Source organism: Saccharopolyspora griseoalba (genome assembly GCF_042665275.1).
GTDB lineage: Bacteria > Actinomycetota > Actinomycetes > Mycobacteriales > Pseudonocardiaceae > Saccharopolyspora > Saccharopolyspora griseoalba.
In genome coordinates this window covers 204,913-230,749 of record NZ_JBHTCJ010000005.1, presented here as the reverse complement: position 1 = coordinate 230,749, position 25,837 = coordinate 204,913, and the positions used below count along the sequence as shown (strand labels likewise).

The 25,837-nt window shown below is 72.7% G+C and carries 23 protein-coding genes; 12 read left to right on the top strand and 11 right to left on the bottom strand.

The window, feature by feature from the left end:
* Nucleotides 1–72 precede the first annotated feature (72 nt).
* From ACFQRI_RS12265 to ACFQRI_RS12235, 7 genes are all read left to right on the top strand, one after another.
* Nucleotides 73–1,572 carry a CoA-acylating methylmalonate-semialdehyde dehydrogenase gene (locus ACFQRI_RS12265; protein WP_380667808.1) on the top strand — a complete coding sequence of 500 codons (1,500 nt, stop codon included), beginning with the start codon at nt 73–75 and terminating at the stop codon, nt 1,570–1,572.
* A 47-nt stretch (nt 1,573–1,619) separates the two neighbouring features.
* Nucleotides 1,620–2,783: an isobutyryl-CoA dehydrogenase gene (locus ACFQRI_RS12260; protein ID WP_380667806.1), complete on the top strand. Its 1,164-nt coding sequence runs from the start codon at nt 1,620–1,622 to the stop codon at nt 2,781–2,783.
* 96 nt (nt 2,784–2,879) lie between these two features.
* Nucleotides 2,880–3,914 carry an enoyl-CoA hydratase/isomerase family protein gene (locus tag ACFQRI_RS12255; protein WP_380667804.1) on the top strand — a complete coding sequence of 345 codons (1,035 nt, stop codon included), beginning with the start codon at nt 2,880–2,882 and terminating at the stop codon, nt 3,912–3,914.
* Between the two features lie 46 nt (nt 3,915–3,960).
* Nucleotides 3,961–4,848, top strand: coding sequence for a 3-hydroxyisobutyrate dehydrogenase (mmsB, locus tag ACFQRI_RS12250; protein WP_380667802.1), 888 nt, complete (start codon nt 3,961–3,963; stop codon nt 4,846–4,848).
* A gap of 279 nt (nt 4,849–5,127) precedes the next feature.
* Nucleotides 5,128–5,334: a hypothetical protein gene (locus tag ACFQRI_RS12245; RefSeq protein WP_380668063.1), complete on the top strand. Its 207-nt coding sequence runs from the start codon at nt 5,128–5,130 to the stop codon at nt 5,332–5,334.
* On the top strand, nt 5,331–5,747 hold the full coding sequence (locus ACFQRI_RS12240; protein ID WP_380667800.1) for a guanyl-specific ribonuclease: 417 nt from the start codon (nt 5,331–5,333) through the stop codon (nt 5,745–5,747). Before ACFQRI_RS12245 ends, ACFQRI_RS12240 begins: the two co-directional genes overlap by 4 nt.
* A 44-nt stretch (nt 5,748–5,791) precedes the next feature.
* Nucleotides 5,792–6,154, top strand: a complete 363-nt coding sequence (locus tag ACFQRI_RS12235) for a barstar family protein (protein WP_380667798.1) — start codon at nt 5,792–5,794, stop codon at nt 6,152–6,154.
* A 54-nt stretch (nt 6,155–6,208) separates the two neighbouring features.
* On the opposite strand, the gene ACFQRI_RS12230 is transcribed toward ACFQRI_RS12235, so the two are convergent.
* The 11 genes from ACFQRI_RS12230 to ACFQRI_RS12180 form a co-directional block, all read right to left on the bottom strand.
* A complete protein-coding gene (locus ACFQRI_RS12230) occupies nt 6,209–6,985 on the bottom strand; it encodes an enoyl-CoA hydratase-related protein (RefSeq protein WP_380667796.1) in 777 nt (258 codons plus the stop codon).
* 44 nt (nt 6,986–7,029) lie between these two features.
* Nucleotides 7,030–9,315 (bottom strand): ADP-ribosylglycohydrolase family protein, encoded by a 2,286-nt coding sequence (locus tag ACFQRI_RS12225; protein WP_380667794.1) that lies wholly within the window; start codon nt 9,313–9,315, stop codon nt 7,030–7,032.
* Between the two features lie 6 nt (nt 9,316–9,321).
* Nucleotides 9,322–14,097: a type VII secretion system-associated protein gene (locus ACFQRI_RS12220; protein WP_380667792.1), complete on the bottom strand. Its 4,776-nt coding sequence runs from the start codon at nt 14,095–14,097 to the stop codon at nt 9,322–9,324.
* A gap of 214 nt (nt 14,098–14,311) precedes the next feature.
* A complete protein-coding gene (locus ACFQRI_RS12215) occupies nt 14,312–14,563 on the bottom strand; it encodes a hypothetical protein (protein WP_380667790.1) in 252 nt (83 codons plus the stop codon).
* Between the two features lie 139 nt (nt 14,564–14,702).
* Nucleotides 14,703–15,452 (bottom strand): sirohydrochlorin chelatase, encoded by a 750-nt coding sequence (locus ACFQRI_RS12210; protein WP_380667788.1) that lies wholly within the window; start codon nt 15,450–15,452, stop codon nt 14,703–14,705.
* On the bottom strand, nt 15,449–16,783 hold the full coding sequence (locus ACFQRI_RS12205) for a sulfate adenylyltransferase subunit 1 (protein WP_380667786.1): 1,335 nt from the start codon (nt 16,781–16,783) through the stop codon (nt 15,449–15,451). Before ACFQRI_RS12205 ends, ACFQRI_RS12210 begins: the two co-directional genes overlap by 4 nt.
* 119 nt (nt 16,784–16,902) lie before the next feature.
* Nucleotides 16,903–17,838, bottom strand: a complete 936-nt coding sequence (gene cysD / locus ACFQRI_RS12200) for a sulfate adenylyltransferase subunit CysD (protein WP_380667784.1) — start codon at nt 17,836–17,838, stop codon at nt 16,903–16,905.
* A 105-nt stretch (nt 17,839–17,943) separates the two neighbouring features.
* Complete coding sequence (locus ACFQRI_RS12195) at nt 17,944–18,669, bottom strand: phosphoadenylyl-sulfate reductase (RefSeq protein ID WP_380667781.1); 726 nt, start codon at nt 18,667–18,669, stop codon at nt 17,944–17,946.
* Entirely contained in the window at nt 18,666–18,824 is a 159-nt protein-coding gene (locus tag ACFQRI_RS12190; RefSeq protein WP_380667779.1) for an Insertion element protein, read from the bottom strand. The genes ACFQRI_RS12195 and ACFQRI_RS12190 overlap by 4 nt, the downstream gene beginning before the upstream one ends.
* Entirely contained in the window at nt 18,821–20,518 is a 1,698-nt protein-coding gene (locus tag ACFQRI_RS12185) for a nitrite/sulfite reductase (RefSeq protein ID WP_380667776.1), read from the bottom strand. The genes ACFQRI_RS12190 and ACFQRI_RS12185 overlap by 4 nt, the downstream gene beginning before the upstream one ends.
* Before the next feature lie 117 nt (nt 20,519–20,635).
* The gene (locus tag ACFQRI_RS12180) at nt 20,636–20,728 is read right to left on the bottom strand and encodes a putative leader peptide (protein ID WP_380667774.1); all 93 of its coding nucleotides are present in this window, start codon (nt 20,726–20,728) and stop codon (nt 20,636–20,638) included.
* A 65-nt stretch (nt 20,729–20,793) separates the two neighbouring features.
* Between ACFQRI_RS12180 and hemW the strand changes: the two genes are divergently transcribed.
* The 5 genes from hemW to ACFQRI_RS12155 all read left to right on the top strand — a co-directional run bounded on the left by hemW (nt 20,794) and on the right by ACFQRI_RS12155 (nt 25,733).
* Nucleotides 20,794–22,020, top strand: a complete 1,227-nt coding sequence (gene hemW, locus ACFQRI_RS12175; RefSeq protein WP_380667772.1) for a radical SAM family heme chaperone HemW — start codon at nt 20,794–20,796, stop codon at nt 22,018–22,020.
* Between the two features lie 249 nt (nt 22,021–22,269).
* On the top strand, nt 22,270–23,295 hold the full coding sequence (gene hrcA / locus ACFQRI_RS12170) for a heat-inducible transcriptional repressor HrcA (protein ID WP_380667770.1): 1,026 nt from the start codon (nt 22,270–22,272) through the stop codon (nt 23,293–23,295).
* A gap of 62 nt (nt 23,296–23,357) precedes the next feature.
* A complete protein-coding gene (gene dnaJ / locus ACFQRI_RS12165) occupies nt 23,358–24,530 on the top strand; it encodes a molecular chaperone DnaJ (protein ID WP_380667768.1) in 1,173 nt (390 codons plus the stop codon).
* Between the two features lies 1 nt (nt 24,531).
* On the top strand, nt 24,532–25,266 hold the full coding sequence (locus ACFQRI_RS12160) for a 16S rRNA (uracil(1498)-N(3))-methyltransferase (protein WP_380667766.1): 735 nt from the start codon (nt 24,532–24,534) through the stop codon (nt 25,264–25,266).
* Between the two features lie 101 nt (nt 25,267–25,367).
* Nucleotides 25,368–25,733, top strand: coding sequence for a histidine triad nucleotide-binding protein (locus ACFQRI_RS12155; protein ID WP_380667764.1), 366 nt, complete (start codon nt 25,368–25,370; stop codon nt 25,731–25,733).
* The last annotated feature ends 104 nt before the right edge of the window (nt 25,734–25,837 follow it).

The window sequence follows — 25,837 nt, the reverse complement described above, 5'->3', positions numbered from 1 at the left end:
CAAAGATTGGGCCACCAAAAGTTTGGCTTCCGAGTATTGAACGGCGCGGTTCGGCGGAAGGTGCGTTGCGAGATGACCAACGAGCTGGAACACTTCATCGGCGGCAAGCGCGTGCCGGGGACCTCGGGTTCCTACGGTGACGTGTTCGACCCCAACACCGGGCGGGTCCAGGCCAGGGTTCCGCTGGCCACGCCCGCGGAGGTCACCGCGGCGGTGGACAACGCCGCGGCGGCGCAGGAGGGCTGGGCGGCGAAGAACCCCCAGCAGCGGGCCCGGGTGCTGATGCGCTTCCTGCAGCTGTGCAACGAGGAGATGGACGAGCTGGCCCGCCTGCTGGCCTCCGAGCACGGCAAGACGGTGCCCGACGCCAGGGGCGACGTGCAGCGCGGGCTGGAGGTCGTCGAGTTCGCCACCGGCATCCCGCACCTGCTCAAGGGCGAGTACAGCACCGGCGTCGGCACCGGCATCGACGTCTACTCGATGCGCCAGCCGCTCGGGGTGGTCGCCGGCATCACCCCGTTCAACTTCCCGGCGATGATCCCGCTGTGGAAGGCGGCCCCGGCCATCGCGTGCGGCAACGCGTTCGTGCTCAAGCCCTCCGAGCGCGACCCCTCGGTCCCGCTGCGGCTGGCCGAGATGTTCATCGAAGCCGGCGGTCCGCCCGGGGTCTTCAACGTCGTCAACGGCGACAAGGCCGCCGTCGACGCGCTGATCGACGAGCCCCGCGTGGAGGCGATCGGTTTCGTCGGCTCCTCCGACATCGCCGAGTACATCTACTCCGGCGCCGCGGCCAGGGGGAAGCGCGCCCAGTGCTTCGGCGGCGCGAAGAACCACCTGATCGTGATGCCCGACGCGGACATCGACCAGGCCGCCGACGCGCTGATCGGCGCGGGCTACGGCTCGGCCGGGGAGCGCTGCATGGCGATCTCGGTGGCCGTGCCGGTCGGCGAGGAGACCGCGAACGCGCTGGTCGACAAGCTGGTGGAGAAGGTCAACAACCTCAAGATCGGCACCAGCTTCGACGAGGAGGCCGACTTCGGCCCGCTGGTGACCGGCCAGGCCCGGCAGCGGGTGCACGACCTGATCGGGGTCGGCGTCGACGAGGGCGCGCAGCTGCTCGTCGACGGTCGCGACTTCCGGATGGAGGGCCACGAGGACGGTTTCTTCCTGGGCGCCTCGCTGTTCGACCGCGTCACCCCGGACATGCGGGTCTACCGCGAGGAGATCTTCGGCCCGGTGCTGTCGGTGGTGCGCGCCGCCGACTACGAGGAGGCGCTGCGGCTGCCCACCGAGAACGAGTACGGCAACGGGGTGGCGATCTTCACCCGCGACGGCGATGCCGCCCGCGAGTTCGTCTCCCGGGTCAACACCGGGATGGTCGGGGTCAACGTGCCGATCCCGGTGCCGATCGCCTACCACACCTTCGGCGGCTGGAAGCGGTCCGGATACGGCGACCTCAACCAGCACGGTCCCGACTCGATCCGCTTCTACACCAAGACCAAGACGGTCACCTCGCGCTGGCCCTCCGGGCTCAAGGAAGGCGCCAGCTTCACGATCCCGACCATGCACTGACCGCCGCGGGCCGGCGATCCCGGCCCCACGACTCCCGAGGAGCGGACGTGTCCGTTGCAGCGGTTCCCGCCTCGCCGTTCGACCTGACCGACGACCAGCGCGCGCTCCGGCAGGCCGCGCGCGAGTTCGCCGACGACCAGCTCGCGCCCCACGCGGTGGAGTGGGACCAGGCCAAGCACTTCCCGGTGGAGGTGCTGCGCGCCGCGGGCGAGATGGGCATCGGCGGCGTCTACGTCGACGAGTCGGTGGGCGGCAGCGGGCTGAGCAGGTTCGACTCGGTGCTCATCTTCGAGGCGCTGGCCGGTGGCGACCCGTCGATCGCCGCCTACATCTCCATCCACAACATGTGCGCGGGGATGATCGACCGGTTCGGCACCGGCGCGCAGCGGGCGCGCTGGTTGCCGAAGCTGTCCACGATGGAGCTGCTGGCCAGCTACTGCCTCACGGAGCCCGGTGCCGGGTCGGACGCCGCCGCGCTGCAGACCCGCGCGGTCCGCGACGGCGACGACTACGTGCTCACCGGGGTCAAGCAGTTCATCTCCGGGGGCGGCAGCTCGGACGTCTACGTGGTGATGGCCCGCACCGGCGAACCCGGGCACAAGGGCATCTCCACCTTCGTCGTGGAGGCCGGGGCCGAGGGCCTGTCGTTCGGCGCCAACGAGCACAAGATGGGCTGGAACGCCCAGCCCACCAGGCAGGTGATCTTCGACGGGGTGCGGGTGCCCGCCGATCAGCGGCTCGGCGAGGAGGGCATCGGCTTCCGGATCGCCATGGCCGGGCTCGACGGCGGGAGGCTGTCCATCGCCGCCTGCTCTCTCGGGGGTGCGCAGGCGGCGCTGGACAAGTCCCTCGGCTACGTGCGCGAGCGCAGCGCCTTCGGCTCCAAGCTGGGCGAGTTCCAGGCGCTGCAGTTCAAGCTCGCCGACATGGCCACCGACCTGGAGGCCGCGCGGCTGATGCTGTGGCGCGCGGCCTGGGCGCTGGACACCGGCAGCCCGGACGCGACCAGGCTGTGCGCGATGGCCAAGCGGCTGGCCACCGACACCGGCTTCGACGTGGCCAACGAGGCGCTTCAGATCCACGGCGGATACGGATACCTTGCCGAGTACGGCCTGGAGAAGATCGTCCGCGACCTGCGGGTGCATCAGATCCTGGAAGGCACCAACGAAATCATGCGGCTGATCATCTCGCGCGGTCTGCTGGCGGCCTGAGCAGCGCTCCGCGATGCTCCGCGCCGCGGCGCGGGGGTGGTCACCGGAAGACCGAGTGGCCCGGCCACTTCGGAAGAACGCTCGTAGGAGTTCGCAATGACCGAACCCGAGATCCTGGTCCGCGAGAGCGGATCGCTCGGACGCATCACGCTCAACCGCCCGAAGGCGCTCAACTCGCTGACCCTGCAGATGGTTCGCGAGATGACCGAGGCGATCGAGCAGTGGCGGGACGCCCGGCACATCCGCGCGGTCCTCATCGACGGCGCCGGGGAGAAGGGGCTGTGCGCCGGCGGTGACGTCCGGGCGCTGCACGACGCGGTCAAGGCCGGGGACGAGTCGTTGCCGAGCACCTTCTGGATCGAGGAGTACCGGCTCAACTCGGCGCTGGCGAACTACCCGAAGCCCGTCGTGGGCATCATGGACGGCATCTGCATGGGCGGCGGCGTGGGCATCACCGCGCACGGCTCGCACCGGGTGGTCACCGAGCGCTCCAAGGTCGGCATGCCCGAGGTCGGCATCGGGTTCATCCCCGACGTCGGCGGCACCTACCTGATGTCGCGCGCCCCCGGTGAGCTGGGCACCCACCTGGCGCTCACCGGAGGTGCGGTCGGCGGCGCGGACGCGCTGCAGTGCGGCATCGCCGACCACTACGTCACCAGCGACCGGTTGCCCGAGCTGGTCGAGGCGCTGGCCACCGGCGAGGTCGACGACGTGCTCAAGTCCTTCGCCGCCCCGGCCCCGGAGGCCCCGCTGGCCGCGCAGCGCGAGTGGATCGACGCCGCCTACTCGTCCGACGACGTCGCGGAGGTCCTGCGCAGGCTGCGCGAGCGGCCCGAGCAGGCCGCGCAGGACGCGGCGACGGCGATCGAGGCCAAGTCGCCGACCGCGCTGAAGGTCACGCTGCGCGCGCTGCGCAGCGGGTACGACTCCCTGGAGCAGGCGCTGGTCCAGGAGTACCGGCTGGCGATGGCCTGCGTGCGCATCGGCGACTTCGTGGAGGGCGTGCGGGCCACCCTGGTCGACAAGGACCGCAACCCGCAGTGGTCGCCCGCCGAGCTGTCCGAAGTGGACGAATCTCGGGTGCAGAAGTTCTTCGAACCGGGCCCGGACGAGCCGGTCATCTTCGGCTGAGCCCCGGCGCCCTTGACGGAAGTTCCAGCGCAGAAAGGTTGTGACAATGGCTGTCATCGGTTTCATCGGGCTGGGCCACATGGGCGGTCCGATGTCGGCGAACCTCGTCAAGGGCGGGCACACCGTGCGCGGCTTCGATCTCGCCCCGGCTGCGCTGGAGGACGCGGCCAAGCGCGGTGTGACCACGGTGTCCTCGATCGCCGAGGCGGTCGCCGGAGCCGAAGCGGTGATCACCATGCTGCCCAGCGGCAAGCACGTGCTGACGGCCTACGACGAGATCCTGCCCGCCGCCACGCCGGGTGCGCTGCTGATCGACTCCTCGACCGCTGACGTCGCCGACGCCCGCGCGGCCCACCAGCGCGCCGAGGAGGCCGGCTTCGGCTCCATCGACGCCCCGGTCTCCGGCGGCACGGCCGGTGCCGAGGCGGGCACGCTGACCTTCATGGTCGGCGGCTCGGAGACCGACTTCCAGTGGGCCGAGGGCCTGCTCGAACCCGCCGCGCGCAAGGTCATCCACTGCGGCGGGGCCGGGCACGGGCAGGTCACCAAGATGTGCAACAACCTCATCCTGGGCGCCTCGATGATCGCGGTGGGCGAGGCCTTCGTGCTCGGCGAGCGGTTGGGGCTGTCCCACCAGGCGCTCTACGACGTGGCCTCGATCTCGACCGGCCAGTGCTGGGCGCTGACCACGAACTGCCCGGTGCCGGACCTGGTGGAGACCAGCCGGGCCAACCACGACTACGAGCCCGGCTTCGCCTCGGCCCTGATGCTCAAGGACCTCAAGCTGGCGCTGTCCGCCGCCGAGCAGAGCGGCACCGACACCGAGATCGGCAAGCTCGCCACCGAGCTCTACGCCCGCTTCAACGAGGAGGGCGGCGGCGACCAGGACTTCGGCGCCATCATCAAGAGCATCCGAACCCACTCCACCCCCTGAACCCGCCCCGACCCCGCTCCACGCCCGAACCCCGGCCCACCCGACCCGACCAACCCACGCCTCCGGCGCCCCGCTCCCTCCCGCGCTCGCTCCCGCCTCCCAACGCACCGCAACCCCTTCCCCCAACCGGGTAAAACCTCAGAAAACCCTCGAACTTCGCGGGCGGATGGGGAGGTGGTTCCGCTCCCGGAATTGGCTCCCAATCGGGAGGGGAGTGGTTGGGGCGGGTGGTGAGCCGGGGGCGGTCGGGCGGGCGTACCCTGCTCGTTTGTGTTGGAGATGCTGGTCTCGTGGTACGACGGCGTCGAGCTGTGGCTCGTGCAGCTGGCCTACCCGCTGCAGGTCGCCCTGGTGTTCGCGGTGCTGGTGCCGCTGAGCTGGGGCGTGGCGCGAGGCGTCGACCGCGCGCTCGACGTCCTCGCGGCCAGGTTCACCCGCGGGCGCGATGCCGCCGGGGGACGCGGCGAGAGGGGACGGACGGCGTGAGTTCGCGCAAGCGCATTTCCTCGGCGCTGGTCGGGCTGGTCGCCCTGGTGGTGCTGGGGTGGTTCGGCCAGGACATCTTCGCCGAGTCGCAGAGCTCCGGGTCGGTTCCCGGTGCCGCCGAGTCGGGCCTGCCGGTCGAGGAGCTCTCCGGCCTCCCCGCGGAGGCGGGCAAGACCTGGGACCTGATCGAGCGAGGCGGCCCGTTCCCGTACCCCGGCAAGGACGGCTCGGTGTTCGGGAACTACGAGGGCGAGCTGCCCGCGGAGAAGCGCGGCTACTACCACGAGTACACGGTGCCGACCCCCGGCGAGCGGGATCGGGGAGCGCGCAGGCTGGTCACCGGCAGCCAGCACGAGGTGTACTACACCAATGACCACTACGAGTCGTTCGTCGTCGTCGACACCGCGGGTTGAGCACCATGATCGCCACGAAGCTGAGGTTGCGGAGGGAACGGCCGGTGAGTGAGCAGCCTCCCTGCGATCGCACGACCGCTCAGGTGGTCGCCGAGGCCGAGCAGCGCGGCGCCATCGTGCACGTGCTCGACGGGGCGGACCTGGACAGCAAGCGCACCACGCTGGACGGCATCGCAGCGGTGCTGGACTTCCCGGAGTGGGCGGGGCGCAACCTCGACGCGCTGTTCGACTGCCTGACCGACCTGTCCTGGCTGCCCGAGGGCGAGCACGTGCTGGTCTGGTCGGGCTTCCAGAACCTCGCCGAGCACGACCCGCGGGCGTTCAACGGCATCAACGCGGTCCTCCGCGACGCCGCCGAACGCCCGATGTGCGGGCGCACCTTCCAGGCCGTCCTGACCGAGGAGTGACGCCGGGCGCCACCCGCCGCGAGCGGCTCGCAACGGGTGGCCATCAACAGCCGGTCATCGCAGCGAATCGGGCACCCAGGACGGTTTGCGCTTCTCGGCGAAGGCGCGCATGCCCTCCTGGCCCTCGGTCCCCGCGAAGTGCTGGGCGGAGAGCTCCAGCATCTCGGCGAAGGCCTCGGACATGCCCGCCGCGGGCCGCGCGGTCAGCATCCGCTTGGTCGCGGCCAGAGCGCCCGGGCCGCCCAGCGCGAGCATGTCGGTGTAGCGCTGGACCTCGGCGTCCAATTGCTCGGCCGGCACCGCGGAGTTGATCAGGCCGATCTCGGCGGCCCGACTCCCGTCGAAGGTCTCGCCGGTGAGGAACAGCTCGTGCGCGCTGCGGGCGTCGATGCGGGGCAGCACGGTCACCGAGATGACCGCGGGCACGACCCCGATGCGCACCTCGGAGAACGCGAAGGTGGCCTCCTCGGCGGCCACCGCGATGTCGCAGGCGGCCACCAGGCCGACCCCGCCCGCCCGCGCGGGTCCGGCGAGCTTGGCCACCACCGGCTTCGGGCTGTTCCAGATCTGCTCCAGCAGCGCGGGGAACTCGTTGACCCCCTGCGCGTCGGCATCGGCCGAGCGGGACTCCTTGAGGTCCATCCCGGCGCAGAACACCTTGCCGGTGTGCGCCAGGACGATCACCCGCACCGCGTCGTCGGCGATCGCGGAGTCCAGGCGTTCCTTGAGCTCCCGCCGCAGCTGGGCGGACAGCGCGTTGCGGTTGTGCGGGGAGTCCAGGGTGATCGTCCCGACCCCGTCGGCCAGGTCGAGGTGCACGAGTTCGTCCATGCGCCAGACGTTAACGACCCGAGGCGCCCCGGCAAAGCGGGAGATCAGGTCGCCGGGTACCGCTCGCCCCAGTCCGGCGGTTGCGGGCCGAACTCGCGGAGGGCGTCCCGGGCGAGCTCGTCGATCTCGGCGTGCAGTTCGAGCTGGGTGATCCAGCGCTCCGGGATCGCCTCGGCTCCCCGCGCCGCACCGCTGAGCACCCCGGCCACCGCCGCGGTGGCGGCGCTGTTGCCCGAGTGGTTGGCCGCCAGCGGCAGCGCGGCGTCGAAGTCGGCGTCGGTGGCCAGCACCGCGCAGGTCCCGATGGCCAGGGCCTCGGCCGCGGAGGCGCCGGTGCCGAGCTCGCGGACCAGCGATTCGGGGTCGAGCCGGTCGGCGGACGACCGCAGCGCAGCGCCGAGCCTGCGGGACAGCTCCTGCTGCCCGCGGTGCGGCGCGATCTGCTCCAGCGCGCCGGCGACCGCCTCGGGCGGGTCCTCGCCGAGCATCAGCCGCGAGACCAGGTAGCCCAGCGTCCCCGCGGCCAGCAGCGCGGTGGGGTCGCCGTGGGTGAGCGCGGCGGCCCTGGTGCCCAGGTCGAAGACCTCGGCCGGGTCGTCGCTCCACAGCGCCGCCGGTGCGGCGCGCAGGAGCGCGCCGCTGTCGGCCGAGTCGCTGGCCGGCGCGGCCGGGGTGCCCATCGGGCGCTGACCCTTGGCGAAGGCGATCAAGGTGCGCATCATCGTGCGGCCCGGGTTGCGGGTCTGGAACAGCGCGCGCTGCCCGACCAGCCAGCCGTCGGGCTCCGGGGTCTCCCGCAGGAACTCGCCCGCCGCGCGCGGCCAGCTCAGGTGCTGGGTGTGCAGCCAGCGCTGGAAGGCGTGCTGCAGGTGCCGGATCGGGTCGTCGAGACCGGTGGTGCGGCGGGCGATGTTGGCGCGAAGGGTCCCTTCCACGCAGAACAGCAGCAGCTGCGCCTCGCTGCCCAGCCGACCGGACGGGAAGCCCGCCGGGATGTAGTCGGTGAGCCCGCCGGGGCCGTGCCGGTCCTGGATCTCCGCCCAGCTGTCCGCCGCGACCTGCGCGCCCAGCGCTTCCCCGATCGCGCCGCCGAGCACCGCGCCGCGGAACCGGTCCCGCGCGGCCGCCGAGCGGGGCGCGGAGGTCAACCCGGTGCGGTAGTCGGTGCCCGCCGCGGCCGGGGCGACCGCGTCGGAGGCGGGGTAGCGCCGTTCCCAGGCCGCCGACTCGTCCGGGTGCGGGCCGAACTCGCGGGCCGCGTCGGTGGCCAGCCGCTCGACCAGCGGGGTGATCGGCAGCCGGTCCAGCCACTCGGCCGGGATCGCGGTCGGGCCGCGCAGCGCGCCGATCAGCTGCCCGCACAGGGCGGCGGAGCTCGCCGCGTCGCCGTCGTGCACGCCGGCGGAGGTGATCGCGGAGTCGAAGTCGTCCTGGCAGGCCAGCGCCACCCGCGCGGCGACCGCGAGCGAGTCCAGTCCGCTGCTCCCGGCGCGGGCCAGGTGCGCGGGGCCGGGCCGGAACCCGGCGGGGCTGAGCCTGCCCAGCCGCACCGCTGCGCCGAGCTCGGTGCGCGCCGCCTGCCAGCCGGAGATCCCCTGCCGCAGCGCGGTTTCCAGGTCGTGGCCGCGCAGCAGCCACAGCGTCGCCACGCCGAGCACTCCGCCGGGCTGGTGCCCGCGCGGGTGCCCGTGGGTGAGCGCGGCCAGATCGCCGCCGAGGGCGTGCACCACGCCGGGGTCGTCCGACCACAGCGCCGCCACCGCGCCGAGCGGGACCGAGGTGGCCGTCGCAGAGGTGTTGATCGGGTGCTGCCTGCTGCCCACCGGGTGCCCGCCGGTGACCTTCGCCAGCGCGGTCAGCGGGGTGGGGTCGTCGCTGAACCGGCTGCGCAGCTCCGGGGCTTCGACCAGCGGGCCGTTCGGGGCGGGCGCTGCGGAACCGCAATCCCGCCACGGGACGCCCCGGGTGTGCAGCCAGCGGCGCAGCCCGTCGAGGGCGGCGGTCACCGGGTCACCGGCGCCCGAGCTGCGCGCGGCGGTGTGCGCGCGGATCAGGCCTTCGAGCACGAACAGCAGCGCGGTGCTGCGCTGGCCGACTCGCCCCAGCACGGCGAACTCGCCGACCGCGCTGCCCAGCAGCACGCCGAGCAACCGGGAGGCGAGCTCCCCGGTGTCGAGCAGCTCGGCGGCCAGCAGCGGGCGACGGGCCGGGTGCCGCTGCCAGTGCCGGTGCAGCTCCAGCAGCTCGCGTTCCACCGGATCCGGGTGCTGCTGCACGCGCCACGCGCTCAGCAGCGCCCGCTCGGTGTCGTCCAGCCCGCTCCCGTCCACTTCGGACTACCCGGCGTAGCGGGCGGCCCACTCGGGGGCGGGTTGGTCCGGTTCGGCCTCGGCGCGCGCCCGTTCCGCGTCGTCGATCAGCTGCTCCAGGACTTCCCGCAGTTCGAGCTGCTCGATCCACTCCCGCGGAACCTCGTCGACGCCGCGCTCGGCGCCCAGCAGCGCCCCGCAGATCGCCGCGGTGGCCGCGCTGTTGCCCGCGTGGGTGGCGGCCAGCGAGACCGCGTCGCCGAACGAAGCCGGGTGCGACAGCGCCGCGGCGACCGCGATGGCCAGCGCCTCGGGGGCGTTGAAGCCCACGCCCAGCGATTCCAGCACCGTCGGCGAGACCGGACCGGAGGTGGCGACCTCCACGGCCGAGCGCAGCGCCTGCGCGGTGGTCTCTGCGCCCTCCATGCGGTCCAGCTCGGGCAGCGCGGTCTCCACCGCCTCGGCCAGCGACTGGCCCGCGGCCAGCGCGTTGACCAGGCCCGCCAGCGCGGCCGCCGGGAAGTAGCCGTCGGGGTGGCCGTGGGTGAGCACGCCCAGTTCGACGCCCAGCGCGATCGCCTCGGCCGGACCGGTGGTCTCGAAGCCCACGACCGCGCCGCGGGCGACGGCGGTGGCCGAGCGGGCGTCGTTCGGCGGGTTGCTCGGCGTCGGGTTCTCGCCGCGGTCGGCCCAGCGCGCCAGCGCGGTCAGCGTGGCCTCGTCCGGGAACCGCTGCGCGCGCAGCTCGGTGAAGCTCGCCAGCGGGTCGTCCGGTTCCGGCGGGGTGACCCGGGCGCCCTGGGCGTGCAACCAGTGCCGCAGCGCGGTGCGCACCGCGGTCGGCCGGTCGGTCGATCGCGTGCGAGCGCTGATCAGGCCGGAGAGCAGGAACGCGGACTGCTGAGTGATGCCGCTCGCGGTGCCCGCGGCCCCGAAGTGCTCGGCGAACTCCCGCACTCCGTCGGGGTTCTCGCGCAGCGTGGTGAGCAGGTCGCTGAACAGCCAGGGAGCGCCCAGCGCGTCGCCGACGGCGCCGCCGAGCACGCAGCCCGCGAGCCGTTCCCGAGCGCTCGGCTGCGGGCGCGGCTCCTCGGCGGGCTCGGCGGGTTCGGGCTCCTGCTGGCTCGCCTCGCCGATGAGCTGGGCGGCGCGATCCTCCCCGAAGGCCTCGACGAGCAGCTTGTGCAGGCCCTGGGTGAGCTCGTCGGAGTTGCCGCCCTCGTTGTCCCGGAACTTGCGCCAGGCGGCCAGCAACCGGAGCTCCTCGCCGGAGAGGCCGGAGTCCTCGGACTTCGCCTCGGCGCCGGGTTCGTCGGCGGTCTCGTCCTGCGGCTCGGGCTCGGCTTCCGGCTCCGGCTCGGCCTGCTGCGCCTGAGCGGCGGTTTCCGGCTCGGACTCGGCATCCGGTGCCTGCTCGGCCGCTGCCTCCGGCTCGGCTTCCTGCGCCTGCGCCTGCGTCTGCGCCGCGGACTCGGGATCGGCGTCCGGTTCCTGCGCCGCGGCCTCCGGGTCGGTCTCGGCCTCCGGTTGGGTTTCGTCCTGCGGCTCGGGCTCGGGCTCGGCTTCCGGCTCCGGCTCGGCCTGCTGCGCCTGAGCGGCGGTTTCCGGCTCGGGCTCGACTTCGTCCGCCCCGTCGGCCTGCTCCTCGACGTCGACCGCGGCCTCGCCTTCGGTCTCCGCCTCCGGCTCGGCTTCCGGTTCCGCCGGGACGTCCGCGGTCTCCCGCTCCGGTTCGACGACGGCGCTCGCCTGCGCCGCCTCCGGCTGCTCGGCGGTGGGCTCGTTGACCGGGTAGCGGTCCTGCATCTCCGGCGGGTTCGGGCCGAAGGCCTTGCTCGCGTCGGTCGCGACCTCGGCGATGAGCTCGAACAGCTCGATCTTGTCCTGCCAGTGCTGCGGGATCGCGCTCGCGGTGTGCGCGGTGCCCATGATCGCGCCGCAGATCGCGGCCGCGGAATCGCTGTCGCCGGAGTGGTTGGCCGCGAGCACGACGGCCTCCGGGAAGGACTCCGGGTGGGTCAGCGCGGCGCACACCGCTGTGGCCAGCGCCTGCGCACCGGAGCGCAGCTCGCCGAAGGACTTCTCGACCTGCTCGGCCGTCGGCGTGCCGGTGGCGGCCAGCTCGACGGCCTTGCGCAGCGCGGTGGTGGCCTGCTCGTGACCCTCCCACTCGGCCAGCTCCAGCAGCGCGCGGTCCACCGCCTGCGGCAGCGAGCGGTTGGCCAGCAGCTGCTGGACCAGCACCGCCAGCGCACCGGCGGGCAGGTGCGCGTCGGGGTGGCCGTGGGTCAGCGCGGCGATCGCGGCGCCCGCGCGGAACACCTGGCCCGGGTCGTCGGCCCACAGCGCGGCCGGAGCCGCCCGCACCAGCGCGCCGCAGTCGGTCGCCTCGTTGACCGGGTGCTGCGGGGAGCCCGGCGCACCGCCGGAGGCGAAGCTCTGCAGCGCTTGCAGGCACGTCGCCGCGGGGGAGCGGCGCACGAACAGCTCCCGGTGCGCGATGAGGTGCCCGTCGGGCTTCTGGGCGGCCAGCGGGCCACCGGCCTCGGACCACTCGAAGCCCTGGGTGTGCAACCAGCGCAGGTGCGCGTAGCCGACCTGCTCGGTCGGGTCGGTGCGGCCGGCCTGCAGTCGCGCGATCGAAGCGCGGATCAGGCCGTCGGCGGCGAACAGGAGCAGCTGCGTCTCGTCGCTGACCGAACCGCCGGGGTGGTGCGCGTCGACGTAGTCGATGAGGCCCGAATCGCCGTACTTCGCGCGGATCTCGGCGAGCGAATCGGCCTCGATCGGGTAGCCCAGCGCGTCACCGGCGGCAGCGCCCAGCAGCATGCCGCGCACGCGCTGCGCGTGCAGGTCCGCGGGCGAGGTCGGACGCGGCGCGGCCGACTCCGGCGGCTGAACCACCGATTCCTCGGCGACCGGGGCGGGTTCCGGCTCGGCCGGGGCCGTCTCGCCGGCAGCGGCCTCGACGGTGGGCGGAGCGGCGCTGAAGTCCAGGTCGGAGACGTCCTTGGCGCCGGGGTAGCGGAACGCCCAGGCCTCGCCGGTCGGCGGCTCCTCGCCGAACTGCAGCAGGGCGTCCCTGACCAGCGCTTCGAGCGTCTCGCGCTGCTTGAGATCGCGCAGCCACACGCCCGGCAGCGCGGTGTTGCCGAAGATCGCGCCGACGATGTTGCCGCAGATCGCGGCGGTCGAGTCGCTGTCGCCGGAGTGGTTGGTCGCGAGCATCAGCGCCTTGGCCACGCCGTCCGAGCTCAGCGCCGCGCACACCGCGATGGCCAGCGCCTCGTGCCCCGACCAGCCGCCCCCGAGCTGGTCCTTGAGCTGCTCCGGGGTCGGCGCGCCCTGCGCGGCCAGCTCCTCGGCGGCCCGCAGCGCGCGCTCGACGTCCTCGTGATCGCGGTAGCCGGCCAGCAGCTCGCGCGCCTGGGCGAGGGAGTGCTGCAGCGATTCGCCGCGCAGCAGCCGGTGCACCAGCACCGCCAGCACGCCGGCGGGCAGGTAGCCGTTGGGCCTGGAGTGGGTGAGCGCGGCACCGGCCGCGGCCAGCTCGAAGACCTCGCGCGGATCCTCCGACCACAGCGCGATCGGCGCCGAGCGGACCACGCCCCCGCAGTCCTCGGCGTCGTTGATCGCCCGGTCGAAGGTGCCCGGAGCGCCGACCGAGGCGAACTCGCGCAGCGCGCTGATGCAGCTGGAGTTCGGCGAGCGCACCGCGAACAGCTCGGCCTGCCCGACCAGCCAGCCGTCGGGCTGCGGGTGGTTGGCCGCGAACGGGCCCGCGGCGCGTTCCCAGTTGTAGCCCTGGGTGTGCAGCCAGCGCTGGTAGGCCAGCTGCAAGGCGGGCAGCGGGCTGCTGTCGGCACCGGCGATGCGGCCGCGGATCAGGCCCTCCAGGGTGAACATCACCAGCTGGGTGTCGTCGGTGAACTCGCCGGGGTGCTCGCCGGCGCGGTCGTACTCGGTGACGCCGTCGGCGCCGAACCGGCTGCGGATCTGGTCGACCGGGTAGAACTCGACCGGTGCGCCGAGCGCGTCGCCGATCGCCCCCGCCAGCATCGAGCCCAGGAACCGGCGGTTGAAGTCGGTGTCGGGCAGCTGCGCGGCGGCAGCGGGAGTGCCCGCGGGCGGGGAGGTCGGGGCCGCGGGCGTGCCGACGGGCGGCGAGGCGGGTGCCGCGGTGGGGTTGCCCGGGGGCGGCGAGACCGGCATGCCGACCGGCTGCGGCGGGACCGTGTTGGCGATCTTGACCAGCTCCTCGGCGGGCATCCGCGCCTTGACCGGGCTGGTCGGGTTGATCTGCAGGTCGATCCCGTTGAGGCTGTAGCCGGCCAGGTGCCTGCCGGTCATGCGCTGCCAGGTCGTCCAGTTCGACGGCAGGAAGTTCTCGGAGGTGAACACCTGCAGCTGCCTGCGGCCGGACTCGTGCTCCATGGTGAACAGACCGCTGCCCTGCGGCTGGGCGAACAGGATCAGCTCGGAGTCGAGCATCGCGGTCAGCAGCGCGCCGCCCTGCGCGTAGCCGGTGGTGGTCAGCTGCAGCGCGCGCTCGACGTCGTTGGACGGAGCGGGCAGCCGCAGCGCGACCGGCGAGGGGCGGTAGTTGGGGTTGGGGGAGAAGTCGTCGGTGATCTCACCGCGCTCGTCGACCCGATAACCCCCGATGAAGCCCCACGGCGGGACTTCCGCGTTGGGGTCGGTGAAGATCGGGTCGACCACGTACAGCCAGGTGTTCGGCTGCTTCTTGGCCTGCTCCTGCATAGCCGGCGTGATGACCGGTCGACTCGGCTGCTGCGTGTTCATCTCGCGCTGTTGTCCCCGACTCCTCGTCCAGCCTTGCAATTTTCGCCCCCGCGCCAACGACGGTCACTCGGCAGCGCGGGCTCGACGGGGACGACGTGTACAGGGAGCTGTTCAGATCCCCGCCCGAACGCTGCCTTGCACTCTCTCATGGCCCCTTGGGGTGAATCGTAGTCTTTCGAAGAACAACTCTGCGTTAACGCACCCCGGTGCGGTATCAGGCCGACTCGGAATCGGACAAGGCGGCGGCCATCAGACAGGTCAGGCACGGCATCCCGACCGGGCCCTCGAACGCCTCGGCCTGCCCGGGCGCGATCTCGAAGCCGCAGTACGCGCGCAGGGTCTCCGGGAGCTCGCCGTCGCCGTCCGGCGGCAGCGGGAAGAAGTGGCAGGACTTCTCGTGCTCGGTGCGCGCGAACTCGGCGCGCACGCGGGCGATCAGGTGCGGCACCTGCGCCACGGCGATCACCCCCGCCCTCGTCGGCTGGCCACATCATGCACACGGGGTTGCGACGCACCCAAAGGTTGGCGGGTTCCCGCCAACGCCTTGCGGGTGCGATCAGTTCGGCCGCGAACCCCGGCGCGCCCCGGAGTTCGCGGCCGAACCGCTAGACCGCTGCGGGCAGGAGGTCGCGGCTGATCGCGAGGTCGTAGCGGTGCAGGACGAGGTCCGCGACCTCCGGGTCGTCGGCCATCGGCGCGGCGACCAGCGGGGAGCCGGCGCCGTCCCGCGCCAGCTGGGCGACCCGGTCCGGGAGCAACCCGGGGGCCAGGAACCAGGAACCCACCGCGAAGCGGCGGGCGCCGCGGGCGCGCAGCAGCTCCAGGGCCGCCGGCACGTCCGGGTCGGCCGCGGCCGCGAAGGTCGCCACCGCACCGGCCCACGAGGTGCGGGCCTGCCAGCGGGCCGCCACCTCGGCGACCAGGCGGTTGGCCGGTGCGTGCGAGGACCCGGCGCCCGCCAGCAGCACGCCCAGCTCGGGATCGGCCGGATCGGCGCCGGCCTCCAGCAGCCTGCGCCAGGCCGCGGCGTCCAGCCGGGGATCCGGACCGAGCACCTCGCCCACCCGGACCCGCAGGTCGGGGTGACGGCGTTCGGCCTCGGAGACCGCGGCCGGGACGTCCACCCGCGCGTGGAACGCCCGGCCGAGCAGCAGCGGCAGGACCACGGCCTCGCGGTGGCCGTCGGCCCGGACCGCGTCCAGGACGTCGCCCAGCAGCGGTTCCGAGAGGTCCAGGAACGCCGCGCGCACGTCCAGCTCCGGGCGCATCGCCCGGACCACGTCGAGCAGCCCGCGGATGGTCGCCGCGGAACGCGGATCCCGGCTGCCGTGCGCGACGGCGATCAGCGGAGTCATTGCGCGAACGGTGCCAACGGGTCGCCGACCATCCCGGCGGCCAGGGTCGTGCCGTCGGACGGGTCGATCACCAGGAACGCGCCGTTTCGGCGGCTCTCCGCGTAGTCGTCGACCGGCAGCGGCTCGGAGGTGCGCAGCTGCACGCGGCCGATCTCGTTGAGCCGCAGCGAATCCGGCGCGGCCACGCTGGACAGCTGCTGCTCGTCGAAGCGCGCGGACAGCTCGGTGACCATCGCCTGCACCGTGCGGGTGCCGTGCTTGACCAGCACCTTCTGCCCCGGGTTGAGCGCCTTCTCGGCCAGCCAGCACACCGTGGCGTCCAGCTCGTCGGTCGGCGCCGGGGCGGTGTCCGCGGCGGCGATCAGATCGCCCCGGGAGATGTCCACGTCGTTGTCCAGCAGCAGCGTCACCGAGTGCCCCGCGGCGGCCTGCTCGAGCTCGCCGTCGGCGGTGTCGACCTTGGTGACCTTGGTGCGCAGGCCCGCCGGGAGCACCACGACCTCGTCGCCGGGGGAGACCACGCCCGCCCCGATGGTGCCCGCGTAGCCCCGGTAGTCCGGGTGCTCGGCGGTGCGCGGCCGGATCACGTACTGCACCGGCATCCGGAACGGCGCGTCGTGCGGGTCCGGAGCCACCGGCACGCTCTCCAGGTGCTCCAGCAGCGACGGGCCGGAGTACCACGGGGTGTTGTCCGAGCGCTCCACCACGTTGTCGCCCAGCAGCGCGGAGACCGGGATGGTCACCACCTCGTCGCCGGCGTAGCCCAGCGCCTCGGCGTGCGCGGAGAACTCCTCGGCGATGCGGGTGAACGTGGCCTCGTCGAAGTCCACCATGTCGATCTTGTTGACCGCCAGCACCAGCCGCGGCACGCCCAGCAGCGCCAGCACCGCGGCGTGCCTGCGGGTCTGCTCGACCACGCCGTTGCGCGCGTCGACCAGCAGCACCGCCAGCTGCGCCGTGGACGCGCCGGTGACCGTGTTGCGCGTGTACTGCACGTGCCCCGGGGTGTCGGCCAGCACGAAGGAGCGCTTCGGGGTCGCGAAGTAGCGGTAGGCCACGTCGATGGTGATGCCCTGCTCGCGCTCCGCGCGCAGGCCGTCGACCAGCAGCGACAGGTCCGGGGTGGCCAGGCCCCGGTCAGCGCTGGCCTGGTGCACGGCGTCGAGCTGGTCGGCCAGCACCGACTTGGTGTCGTGCAGCAGCCGTCCCACCAGGGTGCTCTTGCCGTCGTCGACGGAGCCCGCGGTGGCCAGCCGCAGCAGGTCGGTGTGCACCGGCAGGGTCACCTCGGTGCCGCTGTCCGGGGCGGTACGGGTGGTGGTCTCGGTCATGAGGGAAAACCCACTCCTGGTGGTCAAGGCTTGGCTGATCGTGCTGTCGGGGGACCGGGCGTTTCGCGGGGGTCTGCTCCTGCCGGGCGGCGCGCTCGGCGCCGCGCGGACGCAGCTCCCTAGAAGTAGCCCTCGCGCTTGCGGTCTTCCATCGCCGCTTCGGAGAGGCGGTCGTCGGCCCGCGTCGCGCCGCGCTCGGTGAGCCGGCTGGCGGCGACCTCGGCGATGACGTCGTCGACCGTGTAGGCCTCGGACTCCACCGCGCCGGTGCAGGAGCCGTCGCCCATCGTGCGGTAGCGCACCGTCTTGGTCACCACGTCCTCGCCCTCGCGCGGGCCGCCCCACGGACCGGAGGTCAGCCACATGCCGTCGCGCTCGTAGACCTCGCGGCGGTGCGCGTAGTACAGCTCCGGGAGCTCGATCTTCTCCCGCTGGATGTAGCGCCAGACGTCCAGCTCGGTCCAGTTCGACAGCGGGAACACGCGCACGTGCTCGCCGGGGCGGTGCCTGCCGTTGTAGAGGTTCCACAGCTCCGGCCGCTGCCTGCGCGGGTCCCACTGGCCGAAGGCGCTGCGCAGGCTGAAGATGCGCTCCTTGGCCCGGGCCCGCTCCTCGTCGCGGCGACCGCCGCCGAAGACCGCGTCGAACTTGTTGTCCGAGATGGCGTCCAGCAGCGGCTGGGTCTGCAGCGGGTTGCGCGTGCCGTCGGCGCGCTCCTGCAGCCTGCCGTCGTCGATGTAGTCCTGCACGTGGGCCACCACCAGGCGCAGCTGGTTCTTCTCCACCAGCTCGTCGCGGAAGGTGATCGCCTCCGGGAAGTTGTGCCCGGTGTCGACGTGCAGCAGCGTGAACGGCACCGGTGCCGGCCAGAACGCCTTGATCGCCAGGTGCACCAGCACCGTGGAGTCCTTGCCGCCGGAGAACAGGATCACCGGGCGGTCGAACTCACCCGCCACCTCGCGGAAGATGTGAATGGCCTCGGACTCCAGCGCGGCCAGGTTGTCCACCTGCGGCGGTGCGCCGGGCGTGGACACCTCGGTCTCTGCTGTGGTCATTTCCCCTCCGTGGAATTCGCGGGACACCCGCACCGCTCCCGACTCGCGATGCCCGCATGGTCGCACTAGCCGGACACCCGTCCGGTGAGTTGGCAGTTTCTCGTATCAGCCGTGCAGTCCGCACTCGGTCTTGGAGTTGCCCGCCCAGCGGCCGCTGCGCGGGTCGGCACCCGGCGCGGGCTTGGCGGTGCAGGGCTGGCACCCGATCGACGGGTAGCCCGCCGGGACCAGCGGGTTGACCAGCACGCCGTTGTCGTCGATGTAGCGCTGCATCTCCTCGTCGGACCAGGCCGCCAGCGGGTTGATCTTCACGAGGCCGTTGCGGTCGTCCCAGGTCACGATCGGGGTGTTGGCGCGGGTCGGCGCCTCCACCCGCCGCACGCCGGTCACCCAGGCCTCGTACCGGGACAGGGTGTTGCGCAGCGGGACCACCTTGCGCAGGAAGCAGCAGCGGTTCGGGTCGCGCTCGTAGAGTCGCGGGCCCTCGGCCTCGTCCTGCTCGGCCACCGTCTGCTCGGGCACCGCGTTGACCATCCGCACGTCGTAGACCTGCTCGACCGCGTCGCGCGTGCCGATGGTCTCGGCGAAGTGGTAGCCGGTCTCCAGGAACAGCACGTCCACGCCCGGCAGCGCCTTGGCCGCCAGGTCGATCAGCACCGCGTCCTGCATGTTCGAGGCGACGATCAGCCCGCCGCCCCCGAAGTTGTCCGCGGCCCAGCGCAGCGCCTCCTCGGCGCTGGCCTCGGCGAGCTCCGGCGCCGCCTGCTCGACCAGCGCCTTGAGCTCCTCGTCGCTGCGCCGTGAACCGATGTTCGCGGTTTCGGTGGTCATGCTTCTCCGCTCCCTCCCAGCGCCAACCCGACGAGCCGCACCGTGAAGACTCGTAGACAAGCTTGGCACTTCCACGCCCCGTCGGGTTCTTCCTCCGGGATGAGGTCCTCGTCACCGCAGTACGGGCAGTACTGCGCAACCACCCGTTCGCTCACTTGAGGTCATCTTCCTCGGCCCGCAGCACCCACTGCGCGAAGCGCTCGCCGTCCTCGCGCTGGTCGAGGTAGGTGCGCACGAGCCGCTCGACGTAGTCTCCGACCTCCTCGGAGGTCACCTTGTGCCCGCGGATCTTACGGCCAAAACCGGCGTCGATCGCCAGCCCGCCGCCGAGGTGCACCTGGAAGCCCGGGACCTGGTTGCCGTTGCCGTCCGGGACCATCTGGCCCTTCAGGCCGATGTCGGCGACCTGGGTGCGCGCGCACGCGTTCGGGCAACCGTTGAGGTTGACCGTGACCGCGTTGTCGATCTCGCCCTGGATGTCGGCCAGCCGCCGCTCCAGGTCGCCGATCAGGTCGATCGAGCGCTGCTTGGTCTCCACGATGGCCAGCTTGCAGAACTCGATGCCGGTGCAGGCCATCACGCCCCGCCGCCACGGCGAGGGGTCGCTGTGCAGGCCCAGGCCCGCGAGCTCCCCGGTCAGCCCGTCGACCTCGTTCTCCGGGACGTCCAGGACCAGCAGGTTCTGCTCGACGGTGGTGCGCACCCGGCGGGAGCCCACCCGCTCGGCGGCCTTGGCGACCTCCACCAGCGTGGAACCGCTGACCCGGCCCGCCGGCGACTTCACCCCCACGTAGTAGTTGCCGTCGACCTGCTGGTGCACGCCCACGTGGTCGCGCTGGCCGGTCGGGGTCTCCGGCGCGGGGCCGTCGATGAGCTTGCGGCCCAGGTACTCGTCCTCCAGCACCTGCCGGAACTTCTCCGCGCCCCAGTCGGCCACCAGGAACTTGATCCGGGCGCGGTTGCGCAGCCGCCGGTAGCCGTAGTCCCGGAAGATCTGCACGACCCCGTGCCAGACCTCGGCGACCTCGTCCAGCGGCACCCAGGTGCCCAGCCGGACCGCCAGCTTCGGGTTGGTCGACAGCCCGCCGCCGACCCACAGGTCGAAGCCGGGACCGTGCTCGGGGTGGACCACGCCGACCAGCGAGATGTCGTTGATCTCCGGCACCGCGTCCCAGCGCGGCGAACCGGAGATGGCGCTCTTGAACTTGCGCGGCAGGTTCGACAGCGACCGGTCGCCGATGAACTTCTCGGTGATCTCGTCGATGGCCGGGGTGGCGTCGATGATCTCGTCGGCCGCGATGCCCGCCACCGGCGAGCCCAGCACCACGCGCGGGCAGTCGCCGCAGGCCTCGGTCGTGGACAGCCCGGCGCCCTCCAGCTTCTGCCAGATGGTGGGCATGTCCTCGACCCGGATCCAGTGCAGCTGCACGTTCTGCCGGTCGGTGATGTCGGCGGTGTCGCGCGCGTAGGTCTGCGAGACCTCGCCGATGACCCGCAGCTGCTCGGTGGTCAGCGCGCCGCCGTCGATGCGCACCCGCAGCATGAAGTAGCTGTCCTCGAGGTCCTCGGGCTCGATGGTCGAGGTGCGCGCGCCGGGGATGCCCGGTGCGCGCTGGGTGTACAGGCCCCACCACCTGAAGCGCCCGCGCAGGTCGGCCGGGTCGATCGACTCGAAGCCGCGGTGGGCGTAGATGTTCTCGATGCGCTGGCGAACGTTGAGCGGGTTGTCGTCCTTCTTGGAGCGCTCGTTGCCGTTGAGCGGTTCGCGGTGGCCGAGCGCCCACTGGCCCTCGCCGCGACTCTTCCGTTTGCGAGCAGGGCGTGCAGGCGATTCCGCGGGAGGAACCATGTCCGCGACCTCCGGGATACAGGCGCGGTCCTCCGCAGGGGAAGTCCGTCGGCGGTGACGGTTCTCACTTCGGATGGACCGCGCCGACTGGACGAGTTGAACGAAGACGGCGGGTTTTCAGACCTCGCGCATGCACAGCGCGCTGGCAACCCGCCGCAGGTCAACGTACCGGCGGGCGACCAGGTGCAGGCGCAGCGCGGTCGAACCCATGGCTGGAGCGTGCCACGCGCTCACCAGGCGGTCCAACCCCATCCGAATGGTGAGACAGTGGAGGCGTGCCTGGACAACCTCCACCCGGCGAACCCGCCCCGGCCGACGGATCGCTGCCCGAATCGGCCCTGACCGGCATCGGGTCCCGGCCGTTCGGGGTCTACGCGCACGTGCCGTTCTGCGCCACCCGCTGCGGCTACTGCGACTTCAACACCTACACCGCCGACGAGCTCGGCTCGGCTTCCGGCTTCGACAGCTGGCTCGACGGGCTGCGCGCCGAGCTGCGGCTCGCCGCCGAGGTGCTCTCCGCTGGCGGTGCCGCTCCCGCGGCCGAAACCGTGTTCGTCGGGGGCGGCACGCCCTCGCTGCTCGGCGGTGAGCGGCTCGGCTCGGTGCTCGACGCGATCCGCGAGACCTTCGGCCTGACCGCGGACGCGGAGGTGACCACCGAGTCCAACCCGGAGTCGACCTCGCCGGAGTTCTTCGAGCGCATCCGCGAGGCCGGCTACACCAGGGTCTCGCTGGGCATGCAGTCGGCGGCCGAGCACGTGCTGCGGGTCCTGGAGCGCACCCACACGCCCGGGCGCGCCGTGGCGGCCGCCCGCGAGGCCCGCGCCGCCGGCTTCGAGCACGTCAACCTCGACCTCATCTACGGCACCCCCGGCGAGCGCGACGAGGACCTGCGCCGCTCGCTGGACGCGGTGCTCGAAGCCGGGGTGGACCACGTCTCGGCCTACTCGCTGATCGTCGAGGACGGCACGGCCATGGCGCGCAAGGTCCGCCGCGGCGAGCTGCCGATGCCCGACGAGGACGTGCTCGCCGACCGCTACGAGATGCTCGACGAGGCGCTCGGCGAGGCCGGGCTGGGCTGGTACGAGGTCTCCAACTGGGCCTCCGGGCCCGCCGCCGAGTGCAGGCACAACCTCGGCTACTGGCGGGGCGGCGACTGGTGGGGCGCGGGCCCCGGCGCGCACAGCCACGTCGGCGGCGTGCGCTGGTGGAACGTCAAGCACCCCGCCCGCTACAGCGCACTGCTGGCCGAGGGCGGCTCCCCGGCGCAGGCGCGCGAGCTGCTCACCGCCGAGGACCAGCGCGTCGAGCGCATCATGCTGGAGCTGCGGGTGCGGGCCGGCCTGGGCGTCGAAGCCCTCGACGAGGACGGTCGCCGCGCGGCGAAGCGGGCGGTCGCCGACGGCCTGCTGCGCGGCGAGGACCTCGACCGGGGCCGCTGCGTCCTCACCGACCGGGGACGCCTCCTGGCCGACGCCGTCGTCCAGGACCTCATCGGCTGAGCGGCGGTCACCGGGGCCACGCGCTGGACTCCTGACGAAGAGGGCCCAGGTCGCGCCGCGGACGGCTTCCTCAGGACACCCGCACCGCGCGGCGTGTCCGTGATGCTCGTCCTCGCTCCTCGGATCTGCGCGGCGAACGCCGTAAACTCGGGGGTGGTGCCCGGGGCGAGTCGCGCCCGGGTGCGCGGTCGCGCACGGACGCACGTCGGCGCGCGGCCGCTGCGCTGGGACGTTGAGGAGGTGTGTCGCGTGGCGAGCGCGGAGGAACGCCGATTCGAGGTCTTGCGGGCGATCGTGGCCGACTTCGTGTCGACCAAGGAGCCAGTGGGATCCAAGGCACTCGTCGACAATCACGACCTCGGCGTGTCCAGCGCCACGGTACGCAACGACATGGCCGCGCTGGAGGAGGCAGGGCTGATCGTTCAGCCGCACACCAGCGCGGGCCGGATCCCCACCGACAAGGGCTACCGCCTGTTCGTCGACCGCCTCAACGAGGTCAAGCCGCTGACCACCGCGGAGCGCCGGGCCATCCAGAAGTTCCTGGACGGCGCGGTCGACCTCGAGGACGTGATGCGGCGCAGCGTGCGGCTGCTCGCCCAGCTCACCCAGCAGGTCGCCGTGGTGCAGTACCCCACGCTGACCCGCTCCACCGTCCGGCACGTCGAGGTCGTGGCCATCACACCGGCCCGCCTGATGCTGGTGCTGATCACCGACACCGGCCGCGTCGACCAGCGCATGGTCGACCTCGGCGACGTGATCGGCGACGAGGACGTGGCCCGGTTGCGCAACGTGCTCAACTCGGCGATGGCCGAGCAGCGCCTGCCGGACGCCTCGGCCGCGGTGGCCGAGCTGCCCGACCAGGCGCCCCCGGAGCTGCGCGACGTGCTCGTGCGGGTGTGCAGCGTGCTCATCGAGTCGCTGGTCGAGCACCCCGAGGAGCGGATGGTGCTCGGGGGCACCCCGAACCTGACCCGCAACGTCGCCGACTTCCCGAACTCGCTGCGCCAGGTCCTGGAGGCCCTGGAGGAGCAGGTGGTGGTGCTCAAGCTGCTGGCCTCCGCCCGCGACTCGAGTACGGTGCGGGTCAGCATCGGCGTGGAGAACGAGGCGCTGGAGATGCAGACGACCTCGGTGATTTCCACCGGATACGGTTCGGATGGCATGGTGCTCGGCGGGCTGGGCGTCGTCGGCCCCACCCGGATGGATTATCCGGGCACGATGGCGGCGGTCCGCGCAGTTGCCTCCTACGTGGGTGAGATCCTGGTCGGCCGCTGACATCGCGGCGTACCGGAGACCGGCAATTCTCGAGACGATCGAGCAGAGGAAGTACGGAGAACGTGGCCAGGGACTACTACGCGACTTTGGGCGTGTCCAAGGACGCGACACCCGAGCAGATCAAGCGGGCCTACCGCAAGCTCGCGCGCGAACTGCACCCGGACGTCAACCCCGATGATGCCGCCCAGGAGCGGTTCGCCGAGGTGACCACGGCCTACGAGGTGCTCTCCGACCCGAAGAAGCGCGAGATCGTCGACATGGGCGGCGACCCCATGGGCAACGGCGGCGGCGCGGGCGGCGGCATGGGCGGCGACCCGTTCGCCGGCTTCGGCGGCCTCGGCGACATCATGGACGCCTTCTTCGGCGGCGGAGCCGGTGGCGGCGGGCGAGGCCCGCGCAGCCGCGTGCAGCAGGGCTCGGACGCGCTGCTGCGCCTGGAGCTGACGCTGGAGGAGTGCCTCAGCGGCGTCGACCGCGACATCACCGTGGACACCGCCGTGCTGTGCGACTCCTGCGACGGCGGCGGGTCCAAGGCGGGCAGCGCCCCCTCGACCTGCGACACCTGCGGTGGTCGCGGCGAGGTGCAGTCGGTGCAGCGCTCCTTCCTCGGCCAGGTCATGACCTCGCGGCCCTGCCCGGTCTGCCGCGGTTTCGGCGAGGTCATCACCGACCCCTGCAACCAGTGCAGCGGGGACGGCCGGGTCCGCGCGCGGCGCACCATCACCGTCAAGATCCCGGCGGGCGTCGGCGACGGCATGCGCGTCCGCCTGGCGGGCGAGGGCGAGGTCGGCCCCGGCGGCGGTCCCGCCGGCGACCTGTTCGTCGAGGTCGAGGAGAAGCCGCACGACCGCTTCACCCGCGACGGCGCCGACCTGCACTGCAACATCGAGCTGCCGATGACCGCCGCGGCGCTGGGCACCGTGCTGCCGCTGCAGACCCTCGACGGCGCGCTGGAGGAGATCGCCGTCGAGCCGGGCACGCAGGCGGGCACCGAGCACGTGATCACCGGTCGCGGCCTGCCCAAGCTGCGCTCCAACGGCAAGGTCAGCGGGCACGGCGACCTGCACGTGCACCTCGACGTGGTCACGCCCACCGCGCTGGACGACCAGCAGGCCGACCTGCTGCGGCAGCTGGCCTCGCTGCGCGGCGAGGAGCAGCCGGAACCCGCCGTGACCGCCAACGGCAGCGGCGGGAAGGGGATCTTCTCCCGGTTCCGCTCCTTCGGCCACCGCTGACGTGTCCCTCCCGGTCTTCGCCGTCGAGCGGTTGCCGGGCATCGGCCCGGCGACCCTCGACGGTCCCGAGGGAAAGCACGCGGCGACCGTGCGCCGGATGCGCGCGGGCGAGGAGCTGCTGCTCTCCGACGGCAGCGGCGGGATGGCGCGCTGCGCGGTCACCGAGGCCGCCAAGGACGCGCTGAGCCTCGACGTCGTCGAGAGCTGGCACGAACCGCTCCCGGAGCTGCGGGTGCGGCTGGTGCAGGCGCTGATCAAGGGCGACCGCGGGGAGCTGGCCGTCGAGCTGGCCACCGAGGCCGGCGTCGACGCGGTCACCCCGTGGCGGGCTGCCCGCTGCGTGGCCAAGTGGGACGACGGCCCGCGCGGCGCCAAGGCGCTGGCGCGCTGGCGCAGCACCGCGACCGCGGCGGCCAAGCAGGCCCGCCGGGCCTGGGTCCCCGAGGTGGCCGAACCGGTCAGCACCAAGCAGCTGGCGAAGCTGGTCGCCGAGGCCGATGCCGCCCTGGTGCTGCACGAGTCCGCGGAGCACGCCCTCACCGCCGAGGACCTGCCCGCCTCGGGCGAGCTGCTGCTGGTCGTGGGCCCCGAGGGCGGCGTCACCGACCAGGAGCTCGAAGCCCTGGCCGCGGCCGGTGCCCGGCCGCTGCGCCTGGGGCCCGCGGTGCTGCGGGCCTCCACGGCCGGCGCGGTCGCCCTGGGCGCCCTCGGGCCGCTCACCACCCGCTGGTCCTGACGGTCGCGCCACGACCGCGTGATGCGGATGGGGCGGGTGATCCCCGCGTTGGGCCGCCCGGTGATCGAAGGGGGACGGGTGGCTCGGCTAACCTTCGCGGCATGAGTGACATGGACTCGCTGTTCCTGCGGATCATCGACCGCGAGGTGCCCGCCGAGATCGTCCGGGAGAACGACCGGGTCATCGCCATCCGGGACATCAACCCGCAGGCCCCGACCCACGTGCTGGTCATCCCCAAGCAGCGCTACCGCAACGCCGCCGAGCTGGCCGCCGCGGACCCGCAGCTGCTGGCCGAGTTGTTCACCACAGCTCGCGAGATCGCCGAGTCCGAGGGAATCGACGAGTCCGGTTACCGGTTGTTGTTCAACACCAACGCCGACGCTGGGCAGACCATCTTCCACGTCCACATGCACCTGCTGGGCGGCGAGTGGCTCGGTGGCATGACCGGCGGTCCGCTCAAGGGCTGAGCCGCCCGGCGCGGGTGGCTGCGAGGGCAATCCGATTGCCGGTTGGACTACCATCGGGGCCAGGGATAACTGTCCGCACGACCAGCGCGGAACGCGCAGAAAGT

Excerpts from the sequence above, each read along its gene's own strand:
- cysD (WP_380667784.1), bottom strand. The coding sequence starts at position 17,838 with ATGACCACAGCAGAGACCGAGGTGTCCACGCCCGGCGCACCGCCGCAG.
- ACFQRI_RS12245 (WP_380668063.1), top strand. The coding sequence starts at position 5,128 with ATGCTGGTCTCGTGGTACGACGGCGTCGAGCTGTGGCTCGTGCAGCTG.
- ACFQRI_RS12265 (WP_380667808.1), top strand. The coding sequence starts at position 73 with ATGACCAACGAGCTGGAACACTTCATCGGCGGCAAGCGCGTGCCGGGG.
- ACFQRI_RS12155 (WP_380667764.1), top strand. The coding sequence starts at position 25,368 with ATGAGTGACATGGACTCGCTGTTCCTGCGGATCATCGACCGCGAGGTG.
- ACFQRI_RS12210 (WP_380667788.1), bottom strand. The coding sequence starts at position 15,452 with ATGACTCCGCTGATCGCCGTCGCGCACGGCAGCCGGGATCCGCGTTCC.
- ACFQRI_RS12205 (WP_380667786.1), bottom strand. The coding sequence starts at position 16,783 with ATGACCGAGACCACCACCCGTACCGCCCCGGACAGCGGCACCGAGGTG.
- ACFQRI_RS12180 (WP_380667774.1), bottom strand. The coding sequence starts at position 20,728 with ATGGGTTCGACCGCGCTGCGCCTGCACCTGGTCGCCCGCCGGTACGTT.
- ACFQRI_RS12255 (WP_380667804.1), top strand. The coding sequence starts at position 2,880 with ATGACCGAACCCGAGATCCTGGTCCGCGAGAGCGGATCGCTCGGACGC.
- mmsB (WP_380667802.1), top strand. The coding sequence starts at position 3,961 with ATGGCTGTCATCGGTTTCATCGGGCTGGGCCACATGGGCGGTCCGATG.
- ACFQRI_RS12220 (WP_380667792.1), bottom strand. The coding sequence starts at position 14,097 with ATGAACACGCAGCAGCCGAGTCGACCGGTCATCACGCCGGCTATGCAG.
- ACFQRI_RS12230 (WP_380667796.1), bottom strand. The coding sequence starts at position 6,985 with ATGGACGAACTCGTGCACCTCGACCTGGCCGACGGGGTCGGGACGATC.
- ACFQRI_RS12185 (WP_380667776.1), bottom strand. The coding sequence starts at position 20,518 with ATGGTTCCTCCCGCGGAATCGCCTGCACGCCCTGCTCGCAAACGGAAG.
- ACFQRI_RS12195 (WP_380667781.1), bottom strand. The coding sequence starts at position 18,669 with ATGACCACCGAAACCGCGAACATCGGTTCACGGCGCAGCGACGAGGAG.